The sequence below is a fragment of the Candidatus Enterococcus moelleringii genome, from assembly GCF_017377575.1.
In the GTDB taxonomy this organism is placed as follows: Bacteria; Bacillota; Bacilli; order Lactobacillales; family Enterococcaceae; genus Enterococcus_A; species Enterococcus_A moelleringii.
Genome location: NZ_JAFREM010000025.1, coordinates 130,185 through 151,895, shown reverse-complemented (window position 1 = coordinate 151,895; position 21,711 = coordinate 130,185). Strand labels below are relative to the sequence as shown.

Sequence of the window (21,711 nt, the reverse complement as noted above, 5' to 3'; positions counted from 1 at the left end):
TTCCTTGAAAACAGAATATAAAAAATCAGCAACTGCCCTTTCAGGCAATCACTGATTTCTCAAAACTATAATTTTCGCTGTCCAATTAACGCCGCACCGATGGCTCCAGCGTATTGGGATAATTCGTTGGTATGCACCGGTGCATGAACATAAGTTGCTAAGACTTCTGCGAACTGAGTACTGCGAGAAAGTCCGCCGGTAAACAGGACCTCTTCTCCGCGTTTTGGCCGCAGCTTGGAGTATTGGCCGCTGATACGCTTGGCGATGGAATGGAGCACGCCACAGGCAATATCTTCTCGTTTTTCACCTTTAGAGATCATGCCAATTACTTCTGATTCGGCAAAAACGGTACACATGCTGTTGATGGTCACTGGTTTGCCAAGCGAAGCAAATTGATCCAGCTTGGTGATATCTTCCCCCAGTGTGCGCATCATGACTTCCACGAAACGGCCAGTTCCTGCTGCACAGCGGTCGTTCATATTGAATTCTACCACGGTGCCCTTGCCGTTTAGTTGGATGGTTTTGCAATCTTGCCCGCCAATGTCGATTACCTGTTTTATGCCAGGCTGCAGGTACTCAGCCCCTTTGCCGTGGCAGCTGATTTCGGTAATCGCCAGGTCGCTGTCCATCAATTTGCGCCCATAGCCGGTAGTAATTAATTTACATGTTTCTTTCGTCAGCTGATGTTCGTTCGTAAACTGATCCACGATCTGCTCCATCGCTCCGCGAGGATTGCCGCCGGTGGGAATCAGTTCTTTATCAATCAACTGGTCGTCTAAGAAAAGAACCCCTTTTGTAGTCGTGGAACCGGAATCCATGCCTAGATAGTACATGCTGTTTCTTCCTCTAACATTTCGATAAAAGCAGTCACCCGGGTGTTAATCTGCTCGATATCGGAAGTGGAATAATCTGTTTCTAAATAAAGGTATGGGGTATCCTTTTCTTCATTTAAATAGCGTTTGATCTTCAGCGATTCCACAGAAAATGGAATACAGTTTTGCAGTACCATATCAATCACGCCGTCTACTTGGTAATCATCCACCATGTTGCTTAACATATCTTTCCGTGGTTGGTTATTAGACATGCAGGCACAGCCGATGTTGATGTATTTATCTACCAAGGCTTGGTAAACGTCTTCGGTATCTTCCTCCACCAAACGTTCTACCGCTTTACTAACGGTACAATTTTCAAAGGCGACGACGATTCCGCCGTTGTCTTCAATGGCTTTGATCACTTTTTCGGTGACGCCGCCCATTGGAGATCCAGTAATCAGAATTCTTGGTTTTTTCGGCAGTACTTTACCTTCCTCGTAAGAAGTCTTCACTTTTTGAGTGGTTTCTTCCAACATTTGGATGACTTCCTGTTTGTCAAACTTGTACTGGGAGCCGTACATCACTTGGAAAATTTCCGTACCACTGATAGCTGGCGGATTTAGTTGTCCTAGACGATAAAAGTTTTGTTTGGCCCGCCGTTCGTAATTTTTCAACTTAATAGCTTCACGAATTTGATCTTCGGTGATGGTCACGTCGAAAAAGTCTTCTAATTTTTCTTTGAAGCCGACTAATTCGCTGTACCATAGTTTTTTGCTGGCTTCACTGTCTCGGTTATGGGGCAAGTGCATCAAGTAAGTATCCTTGAACTCTTCCATGTATTCGTACATTTTTTTCTTACCGTCGCAAGTCGTTTCCCCGACTACCAAGTCAGAAAAATAGAAGTACGGGCATTTGTCAGTTTTACCAAAGCCGTAGCTGGACTTGATCAATGGGCATAAATTCCGCGGCAAATCTTCTTCTGCATCCGGAATCGTTTCATCTGAAGTGGAACATAGACTGATCTGAATGGCACCACTGGCCATCACCAGCTCTTCCGGCATAAAGGTACAATAAACCCCAACAACTGCTTGTCCCTGTTCTTTGAGGTTCTTAACCGTTAAAAATCCTTGGCGGCGTGCTTCGCCGAACTCGTCAAATACCTCAGGCAATTCTGTACGTAATTCCATATTTCTTTTCCCCCTTTTTTAATGTTCGGTTCGTAAAGTTGTATCTTTTGGTTCCCTTAAATCAACGCCATTGGTCTTGCAAGTCACCATGCTGGCAACCACTCCGCCATTTAGATTAACCACGGTTCGTCCCATATCCACCAATGGTTCAATCGCAATAAAGACGCCCGCTAAGCCAACTGGCAAACCTAATGCTGACAGCGTAATAATGGTGGCTACCGTTCCACCGCCACCTGTTCCTGCAATACCGAAGGACGTCATGGCGATCATGAAGGCTGCATAGAATAAAAATTGTGGTGACAGTGGGTTAATTCCTTGGGTCATAGCAACAATCGCGATAATAATCCCTGGATACAAGCCGGCACAGCCGTTCATTCCCATGGATGTCGCAAAGGATGCGCTCAGACTAGAGATCCCTTTTGGAATACCCAGCTCTTCCTGCATTTCTAAATTCATCGCCATCGATCCAGCACTAGAAGCTGTAATGAAGGCAAAGGACAATACTGGCAAAGCTTTTTTCAAATAGCGAATCGGTGACACGCCGCAGAAAGCCATGATTGCTAATTGGATCACCATCATAATCAGCATCGCTACATAACAAGCCACAAAGAACTGCGCCAGCTTCCAAACGGCGGACAAATCATTGTTTACAACGGTTGTAGTCATAATAGTTAACACCGCGTAAGGTGCAAATGATAAGAACAAGCGTACCACTGACATGATGATTTCGTAGATGCTGTCCATTCCGTTTTTGAATAATAGGGCTTCTTTAGGTTTCTTATCTTTGATACGCAGGTAAGCAACACCTAAGAACAAGGCGAAAATAACCACACCCAAAGTTGCGCTGGCCCGTTGACCCGTCAAATCATAAAATGGATTAGATGGGAAGATTGCGACAATTTTTTGCGGCAAGGATAAGGCCTGTTCCCCACCGGCTACATAATTTTTTTCGATATCACTAGCCGCACTTAAGGCCGACTGACTGATATTAAAGGCACTGCCGTCGATATTAGCAAAATAGCCCGTTGCAATCCCAATGATTCCAGCTAATCCAGCAGTGATAATCAACGTGCTGACAATCGTAACACCAATCTTAACTACATTGGTTTTGATTTCAATTTTAGTGAAGGCCAAAATGACACAAACCAAGATTAATGGCATAGCGATCATTTGCAAAAGCTTCACATAGATGCTGCCGAACATACCCACCCAGTCAGAAAACAATGCGCCTTCTGAAGCGGAAAATAGCTGATTAAAAATAATTCCAATCACAATACCCAGCACTAAGGCTAGAACAACACGTTTTGAAAATGGTACTTTCTTGCTTTTTAAATACATCAACCCGTAAATAGCTGCGATAATTACGACAAACGATAAAGCGATTAACATTTTTACACTCTCCTAAAATTATTGTTTAGGAAGTCTTGTCTTGGGTCTTTTCACCACGATTTCCATTGACTTTGCGACACGACAAAAAAACATACGACAAATGTATGTTTCCTCTGCATATCCTTTTTGTATGTGACAAAACTCACATATGATGACACACCAAAAAGACACCCATAGGAAAGACTATTGACTTCACTAACTTAGAACCTCTAAGCGTGTTTACTGCTCATAGTCAAATACGATGATACGCCATCTTTCCCACCTGCCTTCTCTGTCTGGAAATCACATCCAAAGTATAACGAAAAGCGCTACCAAAAGCAATCGGAGATGAGGAAATGATGAGAGTGTTCACAAGGGAAAGTTTAGCGATACTGACTTACTTTCATGCAAAAAAGATCCTTCTACTACGAGAAAAAGTATCAATTTTGCTAGCTTCGTTTCTAGACAATTTTTTACCTATTTGCTTTTCTAGTATTTACAAAAGAAGCATTTACTAATAGGAAGCGTTCAAATAAACCCTTGATTGACACCGCTTGCTCCAGCCTGTACACTTACTTTAAAATTAGATTAATAATTTTTGAACAAACAATGAGAAAAGGGGTATTTGATGATGGGGAAAAATGTATTTGTGAAGAAATTAGCTTTTCTTGGAGTAGTGGCTCTTTCCAGTGTCATGCTTACAGCATGCGGAAACAATGATGATGAAGCAACTGGTGATAGCAGCAACGCCGCAAACGATGATGTTCAAGTGGTGCGAATTGGGATTGGTAATGCGTATAACCCCTTCTGCTATTTGGATGAAAATGAAGAATTAGCCGGTTATGAATATGAAGTGCTGAAACTAGTCGACGAAAAATTACCACAATACGAATTTAGTTATGAGCCGACTGAGTTTTCGAATATCTTAGTTGGTCTGGATACTGGCAGCTACGATATGGGTGTCCACGGCTTTGGCTGGAATGAAGAACGCGACCAAAAGTATTTATATTCTGAAACACCAAGTGTAACAACGGGTGGTTATGTCATCTTAGGCGCAGAAGGTCAAGACTTTGAAACGATGGACGACCTTGCTGGTAAAAAAGTGCAGGTAAAAACCGGCGGAAATGTTTCCAACCTGTTAGAGGCTTACAACAAAGAGAACCCTGACAAAGCCGTTGAAATCGTTTATGAAGATTCCGAAAACGAGCAAATCGTCAGCAATCTTACTAATGGCGTTTATGATGCCTATATCAACGAAAAAATCGATGCCGACCAATGGGTGAAACAATTTGATGGCCTAGAACAATATGGCGAAAATATTTTTGGTGATCAAGCTGATTCTGGCTGCTACTACCTATACAACAAAGATGCTGAGCAGATGGAGAAAGACATCAGTGCTGCCTTGCAAGAATTACATGATGAAGGCGAGACTGGCAAGCTTTCAAAAGAATATTTAGGCGAAGACTATACAAAATAAGAAATTTCAGGGAAAAGGATGTAAACTATGAGTTCTAACTTTTTTTCTTGGGAACGCTTTGTTCACGTCTTTCCGCAGATCTTGCAAAAGCTTCCGGTGACATTCGAAATTGTGGTTATCGCCACAATTATCGGATTGTTGCTGGGAACTTTGCTGGCGGTGATTCGGATCAAGCGCATTCCTATTTTGAACCAACTTGCTTATTTAATGATTTCCTTTTTCCGGGGAACTCCGGCTTTAGTTCAGATGTTCATTGTCTATTATGGGATGCCTTTGTTGTTTCGTTCTTATTTAAATATGGATTTAAGCGGTGTGGATAAACTCTTTTTTGTTTTTATCACCTTTGGGCTGAATCAGTCCGGCTACATGGCGGAGCTGATTCGCGCAGCGATTCTATCCGTCCCAATCGGACAAACAGAGGCCGCCTATTCCGTCGGGCTGACGGGGTGGCAGGCTTTTTGGCGCATCGTTTTCCCACAGGCAATGAAAGTAGCGATTCCCAGTCTGGAAACGTTATTTGTTATGCTGCTGCAGGATACAGCTTTGGCTTATATGATCGGTGTAGCTGATATGATGGGTAAAGTACGGATGATTGCTGCCACCACTCGACATTCGATTGAAGGCTACATCGGTGTAGCGATTATTTTTGCAGCAATCAGCTTAATTTTGGAGGGCGTTTTTGCGCTAATTAATCGAAGAGCTTTGAACAAAAGGAAGGTGACCGCATGAACTTTCAATTGAATTACTTCCTTGAATGTTTGCAGGCCAGCTTCATGAAGATTCCTGTTAGTCTGGGTATTGCAGCTACGACACTTATCGTCGGGCTACTGATTGGAACGCCGATTGCCTTGGTCCGAATATTTCATGTGAAGGTTTTGGATCAATTTTTCACGGTCTTGATCGCGATTGTCAAGGCCATCCCAGTCAACCTAATTATCTTAATTGCCGGTTTATGGTTTAACAGTAATTTTAATGCGATCGCTCAATCACTAGGTTGGAGCCTGACTGTTTCTGAAGTAGATAAGATCTACGTCGCTGTTTTTGCTTTGTCGATTGCCGCAGTGGCCCTGCTCTCAGAATCCGTTCGTGGTGCACTGATGTCCGTCGATAAAGGACAATATGAAGCCGGTTATACGGTGGGACTGACAAAATTCCAAACGTTCTACCGCATTATCATGCCGCAAGCATTTTTAGTCTTAGTGCCTACTTTGATCGGAAACATCAATTCTTTGGTTAAGCTGTCGGCACTAGTAATCTTAGTGGGGGTTCAGGATGTCTTGAACGCTGGATTGAAGGTGGCAAGTATTTATTACTGCTACTTGGAAGCCTACGTAGCGGCTGCTCTGATTTATTGGGGTATTAGCCTGATCTGCATTCAGCTAGGCAAATTAGCAGAAGATTATATGGGACGTTATAGAAGGAGTCAAGCATGATAGAGGTTAAAGAAGTATACAAAAAATTCGGCCTTCAAGAGGTTTTGAAGGGTGTCAGTTTAGAAGTGGAAACCGGTGATGTGATCGTTATCCTAGGCGTCAGCGGGTCTGGAAAAACGACCCTGCTCCGCTGTATCAATTTCCTCGACAAAGCGGACAGCGGTAAATTGACTATTGCAGGTAAAACAGTTGATTTAAAACACGCCTCTAAAAAGGAGATTTTAGCGGTCAGAAAGAAAACCGCTTTTGTTTTCCAAAATCATAATTTATTTAACAATAAAACAGCCTTAGAAAATGTGATGGAAGGATTAACTATCGCCCGCAAAGTGCCTAAAGCCGAAGCGGAGCAAAGAGCCAAAGAAGCCTTGGACAAAGTCGGCTTAAAGGCTAAGTATGACTCCTACCCTTCACAGCTCTCAGGTGGTCAGCAGCAACGGGTCGGTATTGCGCGAGCGATCGTCTTGAATCCGGAGATTATTATGTTTGATGAGCCAACCTCCGCGCTGGATCCAGAATTGGTAGGCGAAACCTTGAAGATTATCAAAAAAATTGCGGACGAAGGCGTCACGATGATTGTCGTCACTCACGAGATGGCTTTTGCCTCCGAAGTTGCCAATAAGGTAATTTTTATGGATGAAGGGGTCATCGTTGAAGAAGGTCCGCCTGAAGAAATCTTCTCGAATCCTAAAGAAGAACGAACTCGCCGCTTCTTGAAAAGGATTTTGCCAGAGTCTATTTAAGAAAGAAGGAAGACTATGAAACAGCAGCTAGTGGTTCTGGATGAATCATTTGTTGAGGAACATTTGGATATGAAGACCTGTGTTGACCTAATGGCACAAACGCTGGAAAATGTTGAAACTGGTGAAGATGTTCAATACTTAAGAACTGCAATCAAAATGCCTAATGATAATATTTTAGGACTGATGCCCGGCTATTCTAATGCTGGGTATTTTGGAACTAAAATATTAAGTGTGTATTTGCAAAATAGTCAAGAAGGCTATCCTTCTCATCAAGGGCAAATTTTGATTTTCGAGAAGGAGCATGGACAATTAAAAGGGGTCGTGGATGCGACTTCCGTTACCCAACTGCGAACTGGCGCAGTCAGCGCTGCCGCCAGCAAAGTTCTGGCAAATCCTGATTCTGCTAGCCTCGCTTTGTTGGGTGCTGGTGAACAAGGAGAATCTCATTTGCAGGCTCTATTAACGCAATTCCCACTGGAGCAAGTGACTGTATGGGATAAGAATTTCGAACGCGCTCAGGAATTTGCCCGCAAAGAAAACGAGAAATATCCCGTAAGCGTGACAGCTTGTCAAACTAGTCAAGAAGCAGTGAAGGATGCCGACATTATCTGTACTCTGACACCAGCGAAAACGCCGATCATTGAAGCGGACTGGCTGAAGTCTGGTGTCCACATTAATGCGGTGGGTGCCTGTACTCCCGATTCTCGGGAACTAGCTGCCGATATTGTGAAACAAGCGCGCTTTTTTGGCGACAATGAAGAATCTGTAATGCATGAAGCCGGTGATTTCTTACTTCCTTTAGCGGATGGCCTCATTACAAAAGACCACTTTTTAGGAACCATCGGACAAGTGCTTCAAGGTGAAATTTCTGGAAGACTGAATAAAAAAGATATCACTGTTTTTGAAGCCTTAGGCATGGCAGTGGAAGACTTGGCCGTTGCCAATTATTTATGCCAAGTAGCGAATAATCTAGAAGAATAAGGTGAAAACATGGACTGGCAAAAAAACTATCGACAGCAATTCCCCGTGGCTGAGCAATGTATTTATTTAGATAATGCCTACGATTGCGGAGGGACAACTTTCGGCAGAAACGCGACCGAAAAATACTTTGACGACTGGGAATACGGGGCTGTTCGCAATGAACGGGGCGGTCCTGGCCGAGCAACCTTGTTTAAAACGCTAGACGCCACCCGAGAATTGTTAAATCAACTAGTTGGTGGTCTCGGACCGGAGCAAATCGCCTTTACTAGAAATACAAACGAGGGAATTAACGCTATTTTACAAGGTTTTGACTTTCAAGCTGGCGACAACATCGTCACCAGCAGACAAGAGCACCCTTCTGTCTTGATGCCTTGCCTCAATGCCGCAAGAACCCGCGGTGTTGAAGCTCGTGTAATTCCAGTAAGAGAAGATGGACAAGTGCTTATCGAGGAACTGACTGCTGCAGCTGATGAACGGACTCGCATGATCTTGGTCAGTCACGTACAATCAGCCACCGGCTTCCGGATTGATTTAGAAAGACTTGGCCATTGGTGTCACGAACGTAGAATTTTCTTAATCGTTGATGCAATTCAAAGTTTGGGCTTGCAGCCCTTCCTTGCTGAAAAATGGCACATCGCCGCTGTATCGGCGGCTTCCTATAAAGGCCTTTGCGGCGTTAATAGTACGGCCTTTACTTATTATCACCCCACCTTTTTGGAACATATTTGGCCAGTTTACACAGCTGCTAATTCCTACATTCATGTTGAAGAGGCAGATGGGAATTTTTCGTTAAGCTGCTTGGACGAGACAAAAGCTGGAAAAATGGAAAATAGTTCACTGGATAATTTGGGGATCTATGTACTCCATGACGCCTTGCAGGAAATATTAGCAATTGGTCCCGATGCTATTTGGCAACATGTTTGTTCACTTTATGATCAGCTCTACGACGGCCTAGAGGAACTAGGATTTACGATAGTGACACCTAAGAATGAAGCTGAGCATTGCGGGATTCTCTCGCTCAAAACGGATCAGCTGCAGGAGATGTTTGAATATTTTCGCAGCCATAACGTTTGCCTAAGTATTAGCGCGGATCAGTTCATTCGCTTTTCTTTAGGGGCATTTAATAATCAGCAGGATATTGATCAGCTGCTGACGGTTGCAGCAAAGTATGGAATAAAATAATGTACGAAGAGGCGCTAAGTGTAGACTTGGTGTCTTCTTTTTTTGTGTGTGCAAAAATTGTCGACAACTTGGAAGTCATCGACAATTTATTGATATTTGATTTAGTCATGAATTTATTAAGAAAAAAACGTCCTACGCATCGCTTCTCCTCTTCTCGCGGCATCAAATTTCGCTTGAATGCCGTAAAAGATATCTAGCTTATTGCTATTGCTCAAGGGTCTAAAGTTGAATAGAGAGATGTACATATCTGTTAGTTCTCTTTTAGTGAAATTATCCAGTATTTCTTCTTTCTTTTGATTCTTAAAGATTTTTTCTACTTCCTCATAAGAATATTTTTTACCCTCTACTTTTGTAGGAGGAAAAGTTTTTTTAGTCACCTTTTGATTATCGCTTCTTTTCAGCTTAGACTTGTTAACCTTGCCTAACAAACCTAGGATCTTATCCAAATCCTCTAATTCAAATTGCTCTTCGATTGCTTTTAACTGTTCAACTGTAGGATTGGTTTGACTAACGGCTACTAAAGCCCGCATGAAGTCTTCAATTGTCTTCTGACTTGTTGTAGTCATTTTGCCTCACCTCCCACATGTTTGTACGCTTATTGTACAAAAGATTTATTGCAGATTCAAATCAGATAATCTCTCAACAAATTCTTTAGTGATTTCAGGATAAGTATTCTTTAGTTTGTTCAGCTTTTCTAATTCATTACTGGCAATGGCTCTTGTGATATCAACATAGTTATTCGTATAGTTCTTAAAGACGTAAATAGAATCCCTTACCGGTAATTTGTCTAATTCATCTCTAAGGCTTTCAATTACTTCGTCATAGTTTACTTGCCCTCTGATAAGCGTATAGAAGACACCAATTAATTTAGGATCGTTACCAAAGTAATGCTTAAACAAATGAGCATCCTCATGTTTTTCACAGTATCGATCATATACTTTTGAGATAGTACCGATATAATGCACAATTCCTTTAGAACTAATTGAATCAACAATAGTTGGAATAAGATAACCATCCGATAGCATAAAAGCACTTTGAGTAATGATACTACTATTTGGTGGGCAATCGATCAATAAATAATCGTATTCTAAGTTCGCACGCTCGATGTCCTTGACCAGCTTACCTAAGATTGAAAAATACTGTATATCCTTTTCCATATTCATGTTAAGTTCATCTAAACCGACATCATCCTTATAATAGAGACTTGAGGCGACATAGTCTAAATTCTCCTCATATAGACTAATCAAACAATCTAAATCAAATTGTAAGTCAAGACCATAACCTTTACGAATATTATCAATACACAACTCATAAACATAATTCAACGTCTGCTCAGGCTTCAGATCTTCAATTGACCGTTCACTATCTCCTTTCTTAATACAGATTTCACTCAACGAACTTTGCGGGTCTAAATCCATCAGCAGCACCTTCTTGCCTAAATCCTTCAAACACTTCCCAAGAAACAACGTACTTGTGGTCTTGCCGACTCCTCCTTTGTAATTACCAATAAATATTTTCTTCATCGTTCTTCCCCCATCTGCTTATTTTTTAGACATACCTGTCTAATTAAAGATACGCAAAAGAGAGGGAATCTATCTAAATTTCTAACTAATTCTAGTTATGAAACTTACTTTTTCAAAGATAGCGAAAAGCATGACTGGCAGCTAGCTCATTTTAGGGAATTCATTTTTCCAAGACCACGAAAAAATGAGTTTGACTCTCGTACGCATACCATCCAACTAGACAGCTCGTACTATTGTTAGCCAAATAATTGTTATACTATATTTCTACCTTTACATACTGCGAAAAGTTGGTCTGGCAAAAAGCCATCAACCTATAAACGGTTGATGACTTCATCGACATTTTTTATGGTAACGGAAATGGTTCCGTCGGGGTTATTTACAAACTCGATCAGATCGGGATTGCGGTAGACATCCAGCGGCACGATTAATTCGATACCGTTTGAGAGCTTCAGTTTTTGCTTGCCGTATTTCTTCTCGGAAATTTCGCGAACTTCTCGCGGAAGCGGTGCTTGATCTACGTAGCCTTTTTCCACTACTTCTTCTTGGAAGGCTAGTTGTGCTGAGATATTGTCTTTGAAAACTTTTTCAGAGACTTCCTTAGCATCCAGCTGACCGTTTTCTTCCACTGATTCATAGACAGCTTCTTTCACGTCGGCGATGATGTCGTGTTTCGGACTTTCAAATTTGGCACCGATTTGTTCGGCCACTTTTTTGATCACCTTAACACTTTCTTCTAATGACGGTGCCGGTTCGCTTTCAATCACATCAGTTGAGAAATACAGGCGCTTTTCACCGGAGAAGGGATATTTTTTCTCAATCAGTTCAAAACTTAAATTATCCAGATTGACGGTTAAGCCTTCATCCGCCTTCTGAGTTTTCCCTGAAAGAATCGCCCGGTGCAAAATCAGCTCGTTGTTCAAGCCAGCTTCGTTGGAGTCCACCAGATGAGTATAACCTTCGTGGTAGTTCACCTTCAAGAAAGCGATGTACATCTGAGTATCCTGCTCGTACAAAGCAATGAACACATCGGCACTAGGCGCTTCTTCACTTTCTTGATACGCATTGTACCAGCGTTCTACGATTTTCTCACTGGCTGGTAAAAAGTCCTGCTGCGCTTGGCGGCTTAATTGGGCGAACTCGGAGTCTTCTGCCAAAATACCGGTTTTGGTTTGAGCAGAAGACAGCTTTTGAATTTTCTTAATTAAGTATTCCCGCACATACTCGCGGGTTAAATCTAATTCCTGCTGGCTGTAGATGGGGTTGCCGGTTTCCCGATCGATAATATGCAGGGCAGCTTTTTTTAAATAGATATCCATGATTTTCCTACTTCCTAATTGCTAACTCAATTATCATACACAAGAAGTAGGAAAATTAGCAAGTTTTATTTTTGCGGAACTAGCACGCCATCTTCCATCCGGAAAATTTGGTCGCTCCACTTAGTCATTCGTTCGTCATGGGTTACCATCACGATGGCCTTGTTGCGGTTGTGGGCTTCTTTGGCCAACAGCTTCACCACATCAAAAGCATGGTCGGAATCCAAGCTGGCAGTTGGTTCATCAGCCAGAATCAGGCTAGGATCGTTGAACAATGAGCGAGCGATTGCCACCCGTTGGCGTTCCCCGCCGGATAAAGCTTTGGGAAATTGTTCCCTTAACTCCCAGATGTCTAATGATTTTAGCAGATCCTCAATTTTTTCTGGATTCTTTTGTTTTTCAATCCGTTCCACCAGTTCGAATTGTTCCTTCACCTTCAGAAAAGGAATCAAATTGGAGCTTTGCAGGATAAAGCCGATTTCTTTAAAGCGAGCTTTAGAGCGTTCTTTTTCTCCCATATGAGTAAAGTCCTGGCCGTTGATTTCGATGGAACCGGTAGTAGGAGTTTGCAGCCCGCCGGCAATCGTTAAGAAGGTACTTTTCCCGGAACCAGAAGGACCGATAATGCTGACAAATTCGCCGCCATGGACCGTAAAGTTGATCCCTTTTAAGGCAGTAACTTCGGTATGTCCTTGGCCAAATTTTTTAACAATATCCTTCATGACTAATATTTCGTTGTTCATATTATTCTCCTCCAATCGCTGTAACAGGATCTACCTTGGTAACGGTGCGAATGGAGAACAAGCCGCCGATCATGGCTACCAGCACCAAGATGACACTATAGATGCCCCATTCCAACCAATCCACGCTAAATGGCATGGCATCAGGTAAGACCAGACTAGTTAATTCACTGAATAATACTGCCAAAGCCACACCGACAATACCGACAATTAAAGCTTGTGCTAAAATCGAACGTACCAAGTAACCAGTAGACACGCCTTGGGCCTTCATTACGCCGAAAATGGCAGTCTTTTGCAAGGTCATCACGTACATGAAAATCCCGATAATGGCCGCAACTACCACAAACAAGAAGTAAATCATGGCATCCAAGGTTAATTTTTCAGGCTTGTAGCCAGGTAAGCTTTCCACGAAGTCATCGCTGGTCAGCCTTTGCATTTCCTTTTGTCCGTCTTCATTGGTAATGGAAACTTGGCTAGGTGTTTGATCCTTGACTACCACCGCACTGATTGGTTTTTTAGCGTCACTGTCAAAGGGTTGCGCGCCGTATTTCAATTCAGTGTAGCCATCTAAGTTCATATACACAACTGGTGCGATCATATAAGTAGAAGCTGGCACAATGCCGACTACTTTAAATTCTTTCCCACTGCCTAATTTCACCGTTTGATTCAATTTAAAGCCGCCACTTTCCAAATTTTCACCAATCACGATTTCATTGTCAGCTTCCACGGAGCGGCCTTCTTTAATCTTAGGTACGATGAAGCTGTCGCTGTCAGCGCCGAAAATTGAAACGTTGGTTTTGTCGTCGCTGCCGCTCTTTTCCATTGCTGATGAGAAGATCCCCACCGCAGTTTTGTCTGTTGCCTCCACGCGATCCACATCGCTGCGGGTCAGTTGTGAGGCGCTGGCAATTTTGTTGCTGTCTTCTGATAAGATCACTGTCTTGGCCTGCCAATCATCCACGGCTTGGCGGTTTCCTTGCGCCAGTCCGTTGGCTAGTCCAGAAAGAATAAATACAACATAGGCAACTAAAAACATGATGCCGATGATAAGTCCGTAACGTAATTTTGAATAGCGAATCTCTTTCCAAGCTAAATACATATGAGTCATCCTTCCTTTTACTTTTGCTATACTACTCTCTTAGTGACACAATGTCACTTGATCTGCTCATGTGTTATACTATGCTAAGAAAGACGCTAAGAAAGTCTACATAAACCAACCGCATAACCCGTTAAAAACGCCAGTCAAACCAAATCGTGCTATGCTACATGCATCAGACAGGAGGAATCGCTTTGCCTAAATCAACCTTTACGAACCTGCCACCTGAACGGCAACAGCAGATTCGCGAGCTTTTGCTAACCATTTTTTACGAAAAGCCTGTTAGTCAGGTGAAGGTCAGTGAAATTGTCGCCGCCTTGAAAATGTCGCGGGGCATTTTTTATAAATATTTTGAGGATTTGAACGACGCCTATGATTATGTGATCCACTATTATGCTGGAAAAGTGCATGGTGAAATTATCGAGTATGTCACCCATCATGAAGGGGATTTTTTCAAAGGGATGGAAGAGTTTCTGCTTTTAGCTGCTAAACTAAAAAAAGACGACCTCCGTTATCGCGAGATCGTCCTTTTAACCCAAAACAGCTATTTGTTTTCTTACCGCAGCGAAGTGTCTCACGGCATGGAAATGTGGCAGGAAATTTTAGCAAAGAATCACTTTAACATTCAATCAGAAGAAGAGAGTATCAGCTTTCTGTACTTTTCCATGAAGCTGGTTATCGATTCGCTAACCGACATGCTAGCGAATCATTGGAGTGAAGCCGAACTAATCGCAGATTTCCGCTTCAAGAGCCGCTGGCTGACAGCAGGCTTGCGAACAGACAGATAAAGAAATCCGAACGTCGCAGCAATTACTCCCTTGGAGCTGAGCTGCGATCGTCCGGATTTTTACTTTTCTAAATCATCACTTGAAAAACCAATACCGCAATTACGCCGCCAATAATCGGACCAACAATCGGTACCCATGAGTAGGCCCAATCCGAAGTGCCTTTATTCGCAATTGGCAAAATTGCATGGGCAATCCGCGGTCCTAAATCTCGCGCTGGATTGATGGCATAGCCGGTTGGTCCACCTAGTGACAGACCAATCGCTAAGATCAAGCCACCCACTGCCAGCACATTCACGCCGTCAGCAAACTCATTTTGGGTGAAAGCCAACAGTCCTAAAACCAAGACAAACGTACCTAAGATTTCCGTCATCAAGTTGGCGGGATAGTTACGAATCGCCGGTGCCGTCGCAAAGGTTCCCAAGATGGCATCTTGATCCTTAGTCACCGCCCAATGCGGCAGATAAGCTAGCCAAATTAAGACTGCTCCGACAATTGCCCCTAACAGTTGCGCAATAATAAATGGTACCACTAAACTAGTTTCTAAATTTCCAGTCATCGCCATAGCGATCGTCACGGCCGGGTTCAAATGAGCCGGCCCCATGAAGCCGGAGATGTAGGCAGCCATCGCTACCCCCATCGCCCAGCCAAAGGCAATTACGATCCAGCCAGAGCCTTGTGCTTTACTTTGGTTCAAGTTGACCGCCGCACACACGCCGCTCCCTAGAACAATTAGGATCATTGTGCCAATAAATTCACCAAAAATCGGTACCATTTCTCCAGTCATCAGTTTTATCTTCCCTTCAATTTTGCCAAATCAGACTCAGCAATCACGGCTTCCAATTGCTGCATATGCTGTTCTTTTTCTTCGGCAGTCCAGTCTAAATACTCAGCCATGGCATCTACTACCGGCTGTTTCAATTCATCCAGAGTATCTCGTTCAAACAGGATATGATTCGTCCGGCGCATTAAGTAATCCGCTGGTGTTAAAATCATTTCCGCTTCTAAGGCATAGCGCAGACGCCCAGATTCGCCAGCTGATAAGCCTGCAAAGGGTTCTTCTTGTGCCAACTTGAAGACCTCATCCGCATTGGTTCCGTAGAAATCAGCAATGTAGCGCGCTTCATCTTCTGGTAAACCAGCCGTAACACCATCTTTAGCCAATTCCGCTACATGTTCATCGACCTTCGTTGGATCAAAGGCGCCTCCGGCTACCGGATAGCGGGTTGAATCAATTAATTTGATTTCCTGATTGTATTCGTCTTTCAGTAATTGTTGGATCATCTTCATGGCACCAGCGGCCATTTTCCGATAATCGGTAATTTTTCCGCCGGACAAGGTAATCAGGCCATCCTCTTCCCGTTCCAAGGAGCTTCCGCGGGAAACCTGTGAAGGTGACAATTCTTTTTCGTCCCGGCTGGTTTCTAAATGATTCAAGACATGTTCCACATCGCCGCGGGAAGCATCGTCGGCTTTATAGCGAGAGACTACATCGATGACATCGTTAAAGCTTTTTTCCGAAATCGAGCCGTTGTCGCCGCCATTATAATCAGAACCCGCATTGCCCATCAGCAACGGACGCAAACCAGCCCAGCTGGACTCGATGTCATCTAAGGTAATATTGGCATCTGGATACCGGTGATTAACCACTTCCAGCAAATAATCCACATCTTCTTGAGTAACCTTTGGCTCTTCGTAATCGCCGGTGTAGTCGGTATCAGTGGTACCGAAATAGGTTTTGTTTTCCCGTGGAAGCGCAAAGACCATCCGGCCATCCTGTTTGCCAGTATCAAAATACGTTGGCTGCGGTACGGGTAATTTCTCACGGTCAACCACTAAATGAACCCCTTTAGTTGGGCGCATTTTTGGCACAACTGCCCGTTTGAAGTTCAGGTTGCGGATTTTGTCTACCCAAGGTCCACTAGTATTGATAACCAGTTTCGCCCGAATTTCAATCGTTTCTCCCGTTAATAAGTCGCGGGCTTTCACGCCGACAATTTTGTCGTCTTCATATAAAAAGCCCACCGCTTTCATTTTGCTGACCATATGTCCGCCGTCAGCTGCGGCTTGTTTGATGTTTTCAATCACTAAACGGGAGTCGTTATTACGGAAATCTAAATAGACACCGGCTCCTTGCAAGCCTTCTTTTTTCAAGAAAGGCTCCCGTTTCAAGACTTCTTCTGGATCTAAAACATAATTGGCAAAAGGTGTGCCTGTCACACCAGCCAGCTGGTCGTATAAATCCATCGCTACCTTAATTGAGAACATATTATAGGTTGTTGGCCCTTCATCGTTGTAAATCGGCAAAAGCATTGGATCAGGCTTCGGAATATGGGGCGCAATTCCTTGAATGACGGCCCGTTCAGTCACCGTGTCAGCGACTACTTCTACGTCAAAATTTTTCAAATAGCGGATACCGCCGTGAACCAGCTTGGTGGAGCGTGAAGAGGTTCCTTCCGCGAAATCCTGCATCTCAATCAGCCCGGTTTTCACCCCAGAGGCCGCAGCCTGTAAAGCTACTCCTGCTCCGGTAATCCCGCCGCCAATAATCAGCAAATCCAGCTCCTGTTCCTGCATGGCCTGGATTGTTTCCTTTCTAGTATGAATCGAAAATCCCATGATTGTTACCATCCCTTCTTAACTAAATGCTTGCGTCGCTGCAACAGCTTTTTTCCAGCCGTTGTACAATTTCGTCCGTTCCTCTTCCTGCATTTGACTTTCAAATATCTTCCCTGCTTCGTAAATCTCCCGAATTTCATCTGTGTCCTTCCAATAACCGACGGCTAAACCAGCCAAGAACGCCGCTCCGAGAGCAGTCGTTTCCAAATTATGGGCCCGTTGAATCGGGGTATCGAGAATGTCTGATTGGAACTGCATCAAATACTCATTTTTGGCTGCTCCGCCATCCACCTTCAAGACCGGGATTTTGATGCCGGTATCTTCTTGCATCGTGTCCACAACGTCCCGCGTTTGATAGGCGATGGACTGCAACGTGGCTTTAATAATGTCTTCACGACTCGTACTGCGGGTTAAACCGAACATCGAGCCCCGTGCTTCCTGATCCCAATAAGGGGCTCCCAGTCCCACAAAGGCGGGAACCACATAGACCTCGTTGTGATTTTTCGAACGCTTCGCAGCATCCTCTGATTCGCTAGCCTTCTTCATCAGCTTCAAGCCGTCCCGCAGCCACTGAATGGACGAACCAGCTACGAAAATACTACCTTCCAAGGCATAATAAACCTTGCCGTTAATTCCATAACCAATCGTTGTCAGTAAATTATTCTTGGAAAGCTGCGGCTCTTCGCCAGTATTCATCACAATAAAGGCGCCAGTACCATAAGTATTTTTCACCATTCCTGGTTCAAAGGCCATTTGACCGAACAAGGCTGCCTGCTGATCTCCTGCCATCCCGCTGATAGCTACTTCTGCGCCGAAGAAATGATAACTTTGGGTCTTACCATATATTTCAGAATTGGAGCAGGCCTTTGGCAGCATCGAACGCGGAATCTTCAATAAGTCCAAAATTTCCTGATCCCAATCCAGTTCATGAATATTGAATAGCATCGTACGACTGGCATTGGAGTAATCAGTTACGTGAGCACCGCCGTCTGTCAGCTTCCAGGTTAGCCAAGTGTCAATCGTGCCGAACAATAACTCACCCTTTTCGGCCCGTTCCTGCGCACCTTCCACATGATCCAAAATCCAACGAATCTTGGTTGCTGAAAAGTAAGCATCGATAATCAAGCCGGTTTTCTGATGAATCAACTCGCTGTGTCCGTCTTCTTTCAACTGATTCGCAATACCGGCCGACTGGCGAGATTGCCAGACAACCGCGTTGTAGATCGGTCGACCGGTATCTTTTTCCCAAATTACTGTCGTCTCCCGCTGATTGGTAATCCCGATTCCCACTACCTGATCTGGTTTAATTCCCGATTCAATAAAGGCCCCGGCAATGACCGACTGCACTGAATTCCAAATTTCATTAGGGTCATGCTCCACCCAGCCATCCTGGGGGAAATGCTGAGTGAATTCTTTTTGCGAGCTGCCGATTTGGCGCCCCTTGCGATCATAAATAATTGCTCGTGAGCTGGTGGTTCCTTGGTCAATTGCCATAATGTAAGTTTCTGCTGTCATCCTGTTGTCCTCCCTAAAACCATGCAAACGTTTTCTATTACTACATTTATCATACAATGCTTTGACTGATCCAAACTGTCAAAATCCAGCAAGTTGCATCCTTTCTCTGATAGTTTTGCCTTCAAAGCCATTAAGAATGCCTTTTTCAATGCTAAAATTTCGCTTTCTTCAAACGGGCAACTAAAGCTTTTATTTCCTTCAAATCATAGGCCGAAGCAAATTCCGAGAGTCGATAGATCATCGGCTGTCCCGCATAATCCAACGAGTGAGACTTGGCGGTGAGAATCAAATCGTAACTCTGGCCTTCCTGATAGACCGCCACTTGAACCCCAATAATTGGCCGCAACGCACTATCCAGCAGCTGGTAAAAGGGCTCCTTCCAGGAATCGGTGAGATCAATGCCGATTTGCAAATTATCCATTAAGTAAAAGTCAATCATCGACAGAACGTTGGCATAATTTTGCGGCAAATACTGCTGCAGCGTATTGGCTTCACTGACAGGTTGGTTAAGCTGTTTCAAAGCCAACGCAGTCAGCTGTTCCACCAGCTGGCTCAAAGCGGTACCTAATAAGTGCTTTTGCTTGTTCAACATTTGATCCCGCTGGTAAGGTTCGATTTTCCCCTGGAAGAAGTACAGCTCATTGTGAATCCGGGCCAACTGATAGCCAATTTTCTCTTCCATTTCAATCGACAACCGCCGCGGACGATAATACAGCAGCAAAGTCTCACGAACATACACATCCACAACAGCAGTGGGTAATTTTTTACTGCGCAGTAATTCAAAGCGATACGCCGTCTCTTCATCCAGCAATTGGTTCGCAATAAAAAAGCTGTAAAAGAGCATGCTTTCACTTGGCATTACCTCTAGAGATGTTCGACTAAAATACAGGGTTACCACATGATCGATTTTCTGGTACAGAGCATTGGTCATATAAGGCTTCATCAACTGCTGAATTTTTTTCGTTTGGGTCTTCTTAGCGGTTAGGCGTTTTCTAGTAACACCCATCCAGCGACAAATTTTCTCTGTTGCCTCCTGAGTAAATTGGGTCTCCACCACTTGCTCTAACGCCCGGATAAAATTTTGGTTTTCCATCGTCAGCTGCATAAATTCCGGCAGGTGATGCGGTAAAAAACGATAAAGCTGGGTATAAAAATGGCGAATTTGTCCTTCCTCGCCGATCCATTGCCCGTTTTTAATTTGCAGGCCAAACTCAGCCAGCAGCCGATTCAGCTCCTTAATTTTGCGAAAAACGGAAGACTCGCTGATCATAAATTCATTGACCAGCTGGACAATCGTAAATTCCTTGTGACGCAGCAGAAATTCTAACAGTTGATACTGAATACTTTCGCTCACTAAGAGCTCTACCACATCCGCTAAATTATTTTCAGCCGGCAGCTGCAGCACCAGATCGCCGCCTTTATAAACCAGCTTCAAGGGAATCTTAGACACTTGGCAAAGATATTCCAGATCCTCAACATACTGCTCAAACGCATTGCGGGACAGTCCCACCGTTTTACGCAAATCCGCAATCGGCAAACGACCGCCCTGTAAAATCAACTGCCGCAAAATCTCCAGCTGCAGCTGTTCCTTTTTCTCCAATAGTTCCTCAATCCTCATGGCACTGCTCACCTCTAGCAAACAACGGCTCCGGCAGATTCAAAGCCGGATGGAAATACGCTTCCCCTTGACTAAGCATTTCCCGCGTTTGTTTCAAACGAACCGCCTCCGCCAATCGATTAATCACTTCCAGCACCGGTGCAGCACTAACCATTTGCGCTCCCAGCAATTGCCTGCTTTCGTCATCAAAAATCAGCTTTATCCGCTGCTTTTCGGCGGATAATAAGCTAACTGGAAGCTCCTGTACCTGACTGGTAATTTTCGAAGGATAGAAAATCCCTTCACTTTCCGTCAGGCCGGTACTGCCAAGATAATAGCCAAACAGATGATTCCCCACCGTTCGCAAGGTTCCTTGATCAGCCAGCTTAGGGCCCGCCAAATTAGCCGCTGCAATTTTCGCTGTCCGCAAGGCGTTGTTCACCAAGGAGATGTACATCAACTCACCGGTTGGACGGAAGGTCACCTGAATGGCGTCCCCCACCGCAAAAACATTGGTACGGCTGGTCTGCATCCAGCGATCCACTAAAATTGTCCCGTCATCATTCAGCATCAAGGCATTTTCCCAAAGAGAATTGTCCGGTCGCGTACTGGTAGCAATCAAAACCAGATCAAAGGCTTCCTGACTGTCCGCTGTCGTTAACGTGACTGCCTCACCTGATTCCACCAACTCCTGAACAAAGCAGTTCAGATATAAAGCAACTCCCGCTTCTTGAATGGCTTCCGTCAACGGCTCGGTCATCTCTCGATCCAAATAACGAAACAGCAGCTGGGAATTACTTTCAAACAAATGCACTTCTCTGCCAGTTGACGCTAATCCCTCCGCCACCTCTAATCCCACCTGACCAGCCCCAATTATCGCAATCTTGTCTGCTTGCGGCAGCTGATCCAGTAAAAGCTGCGCTTCACTTCGGGTTTTAAAGCGTAAAACGCGCGATTTCGGCTCCTGGCTGTTCATTGCATCATAGCGGGAAAATTGTCCAGAACCCGTGGCAATAATCAATCGATCAAAGGAAACGATTTCATTTGTATTTAAACGCAGCTGGTTTTCTTCCTCCAATGCCTCCACCTGCTGATTACACTGCACATCAATCTGATATTTTTCAATTAATTCCTCTGCTGTCACCCAATTCAACTGATCCAACTCTGTCATTTTTCCCTGCAGCAAAAGCGCCAAACTGCCGGGAATGTACCCAATCTGCGGCTGCTTTTCCAATAAAACAATCTCCGCTGTCGGATAGTACTCTCGACTCGCTATCGCTGCTTGAATCCCCGCAAAGGAACCTCCAATAATCACAATCTTCATCATCGTTGTCCCCATTTCT

20 protein-coding genes are annotated in these 21,711 nt (G+C 44.0%); 7 read left to right on the top strand and 13 right to left on the bottom strand.

Annotated elements, in window-relative coordinates; genetic code table 11:
- Positions 1-65: 65 nt before the first annotated feature.
- The 3 genes from JZO70_RS15685 to JZO70_RS15675 are packed head-to-tail and all read right to left on the bottom strand — an operon-like array spanning position 66 to position 3,388.
- The gene (locus tag JZO70_RS15685) at positions 66-833 is read right to left on the bottom strand and encodes an acyl-CoA dehydratase activase (RefSeq protein WP_207674610.1); all 768 of its coding nucleotides are present in this window, start codon (positions 831-833) and stop codon (positions 66-68) included.
- Positions 821-1,999 (bottom strand): double-cubane-cluster-containing anaerobic reductase, encoded by a 1,179-nt coding sequence (locus JZO70_RS15680; RefSeq protein ID WP_207674609.1) that lies wholly within the window; start codon positions 1,997-1,999, stop codon positions 821-823. The genes JZO70_RS15685 and JZO70_RS15680 overlap by 13 nt, the downstream gene beginning before the upstream one ends.
- An 18-nt stretch (positions 2,000-2,017) precedes the next feature.
- Positions 2,018-3,388 carry a cation:dicarboxylate symporter family transporter gene (locus JZO70_RS15675; protein ID WP_207674608.1) on the bottom strand — a complete coding sequence of 457 codons (1,371 nt, stop codon included), beginning with the start codon at positions 3,386-3,388 and terminating at the stop codon, positions 2,018-2,020.
- Positions 3,389-3,995: 607 nt separating this feature from the next.
- Here JZO70_RS15675 and JZO70_RS15670 point away from each other — a divergent pair.
- The 6 genes from JZO70_RS15670 to JZO70_RS15645 are packed head-to-tail and all read left to right on the top strand — an operon-like array spanning position 3,996 to position 9,180.
- Positions 3,996-4,844 (top strand): transporter substrate-binding domain-containing protein, encoded by an 849-nt coding sequence (locus JZO70_RS15670; protein ID WP_207674607.1) that lies wholly within the window; start codon positions 3,996-3,998, stop codon positions 4,842-4,844.
- A 27-nt stretch (positions 4,845-4,871) separates the two neighbouring features.
- Positions 4,872-5,573 carry an amino acid ABC transporter permease gene (locus JZO70_RS15665; RefSeq protein ID WP_207674606.1) on the top strand — a complete coding sequence of 234 codons (702 nt, stop codon included), beginning with the start codon at positions 4,872-4,874 and terminating at the stop codon, positions 5,571-5,573.
- Positions 5,570-6,277 (top strand): amino acid ABC transporter permease, encoded by a 708-nt coding sequence (locus JZO70_RS15660; RefSeq protein ID WP_207674605.1) that lies wholly within the window; start codon positions 5,570-5,572, stop codon positions 6,275-6,277. Before JZO70_RS15665 ends, JZO70_RS15660 begins: the two co-directional genes overlap by 4 nt.
- A complete protein-coding gene (locus JZO70_RS15655) occupies positions 6,274-7,017 on the top strand; it encodes an amino acid ABC transporter ATP-binding protein (protein ID WP_207674604.1) in 744 nt (247 codons plus the stop codon). The genes JZO70_RS15660 and JZO70_RS15655 overlap by 4 nt, the downstream gene beginning before the upstream one ends.
- 15 nt (positions 7,018-7,032) lie before the next feature.
- Positions 7,033-7,998 carry an ornithine cyclodeaminase family protein gene (locus tag JZO70_RS15650; protein WP_207674603.1) on the top strand — a complete coding sequence of 322 codons (966 nt, stop codon included), beginning with the start codon at positions 7,033-7,035 and terminating at the stop codon, positions 7,996-7,998.
- Positions 7,999-8,007: 9 nt separating this feature from the next.
- Entirely contained in the window at positions 8,008-9,180 is a 1,173-nt protein-coding gene (locus JZO70_RS15645; protein ID WP_207674602.1) for an aminotransferase class V-fold PLP-dependent enzyme, read from the top strand.
- A gap of 116 nt (positions 9,181-9,296) precedes the next feature.
- Here JZO70_RS15645 and JZO70_RS15640 read toward each other — a convergent pair whose 3' ends face one another.
- From JZO70_RS15640 to JZO70_RS15620, 5 genes are all read right to left on the bottom strand, one after another.
- Positions 9,297-9,746 carry a hypothetical protein gene (locus tag JZO70_RS15640; RefSeq protein WP_207674601.1) on the bottom strand — a complete coding sequence of 150 codons (450 nt, stop codon included), beginning with the start codon at positions 9,744-9,746 and terminating at the stop codon, positions 9,297-9,299.
- A gap of 45 nt (positions 9,747-9,791) precedes the next feature.
- On the bottom strand, positions 9,792-10,703 hold the full coding sequence (locus JZO70_RS15635; RefSeq protein ID WP_207674600.1) for a ParA family protein: 912 nt from the start codon (positions 10,701-10,703) through the stop codon (positions 9,792-9,794).
- A gap of 311 nt (positions 10,704-11,014) precedes the next feature.
- Positions 11,015-12,019: a nucleoid-associated protein gene (locus tag JZO70_RS15630; RefSeq protein ID WP_207674599.1), complete on the bottom strand. Its 1,005-nt coding sequence runs from the start codon at positions 12,017-12,019 to the stop codon at positions 11,015-11,017.
- Positions 12,020-12,084: 65 nt separating this feature from the next.
- Positions 12,085-12,759 (bottom strand): ABC transporter ATP-binding protein, encoded by a 675-nt coding sequence (locus tag JZO70_RS15625; protein ID WP_207674598.1) that lies wholly within the window; start codon positions 12,757-12,759, stop codon positions 12,085-12,087.
- A 1-nt stretch (position 12,760) separates the two neighbouring features.
- The gene (locus JZO70_RS15620; RefSeq protein ID WP_207674597.1) at positions 12,761-13,855 is read right to left on the bottom strand and encodes an ABC transporter permease; all 1,095 of its coding nucleotides are present in this window, start codon (positions 13,853-13,855) and stop codon (positions 12,761-12,763) included.
- Positions 13,856-14,046: 191 nt separating this feature from the next.
- Between JZO70_RS15620 and JZO70_RS15615 the strand changes: the two genes are divergently transcribed.
- The gene (locus JZO70_RS15615) at positions 14,047-14,640 is read left to right on the top strand and encodes a TetR/AcrR family transcriptional regulator (protein ID WP_207674596.1); all 594 of its coding nucleotides are present in this window, start codon (positions 14,047-14,049) and stop codon (positions 14,638-14,640) included.
- Between the two features lie 67 nt (positions 14,641-14,707).
- On the opposite strand, the gene JZO70_RS15610 is transcribed toward JZO70_RS15615, so the two are convergent.
- The 5 genes from JZO70_RS15610 to JZO70_RS15590 form a co-directional block, all read right to left on the bottom strand.
- Entirely contained in the window at positions 14,708-15,424 is a 717-nt protein-coding gene (locus JZO70_RS15610; protein ID WP_207674595.1) for an MIP/aquaporin family protein, read from the bottom strand.
- Between the two features lie 5 nt (positions 15,425-15,429).
- Positions 15,430-17,256 carry a type 1 glycerol-3-phosphate oxidase gene (gene glpO / locus JZO70_RS15605; RefSeq protein WP_207674594.1) on the bottom strand — a complete coding sequence of 609 codons (1,827 nt, stop codon included), beginning with the start codon at positions 17,254-17,256 and terminating at the stop codon, positions 15,430-15,432.
- 18 nt (positions 17,257-17,274) lie between these two features.
- Positions 17,275-18,771, bottom strand: a complete 1,497-nt coding sequence (glpK, locus tag JZO70_RS15600) for a glycerol kinase GlpK (RefSeq protein ID WP_207674593.1) — start codon at positions 18,769-18,771, stop codon at positions 17,275-17,277.
- A 151-nt stretch (positions 18,772-18,922) separates the two neighbouring features.
- Positions 18,923-20,389, bottom strand: a complete 1,467-nt coding sequence (locus JZO70_RS15595; protein WP_207674592.1) for an AcpB/EbpR/MafR family transcriptional regulator — start codon at positions 20,387-20,389, stop codon at positions 18,923-18,925.
- Positions 20,379-21,695 (bottom strand): NAD(P)/FAD-dependent oxidoreductase, encoded by a 1,317-nt coding sequence (locus tag JZO70_RS15590; protein ID WP_207674591.1) that lies wholly within the window; start codon positions 21,693-21,695, stop codon positions 20,379-20,381. The genes JZO70_RS15595 and JZO70_RS15590 overlap by 11 nt, the downstream gene beginning before the upstream one ends.
- Positions 21,696-21,711: the final 16 nt, after the last annotated feature.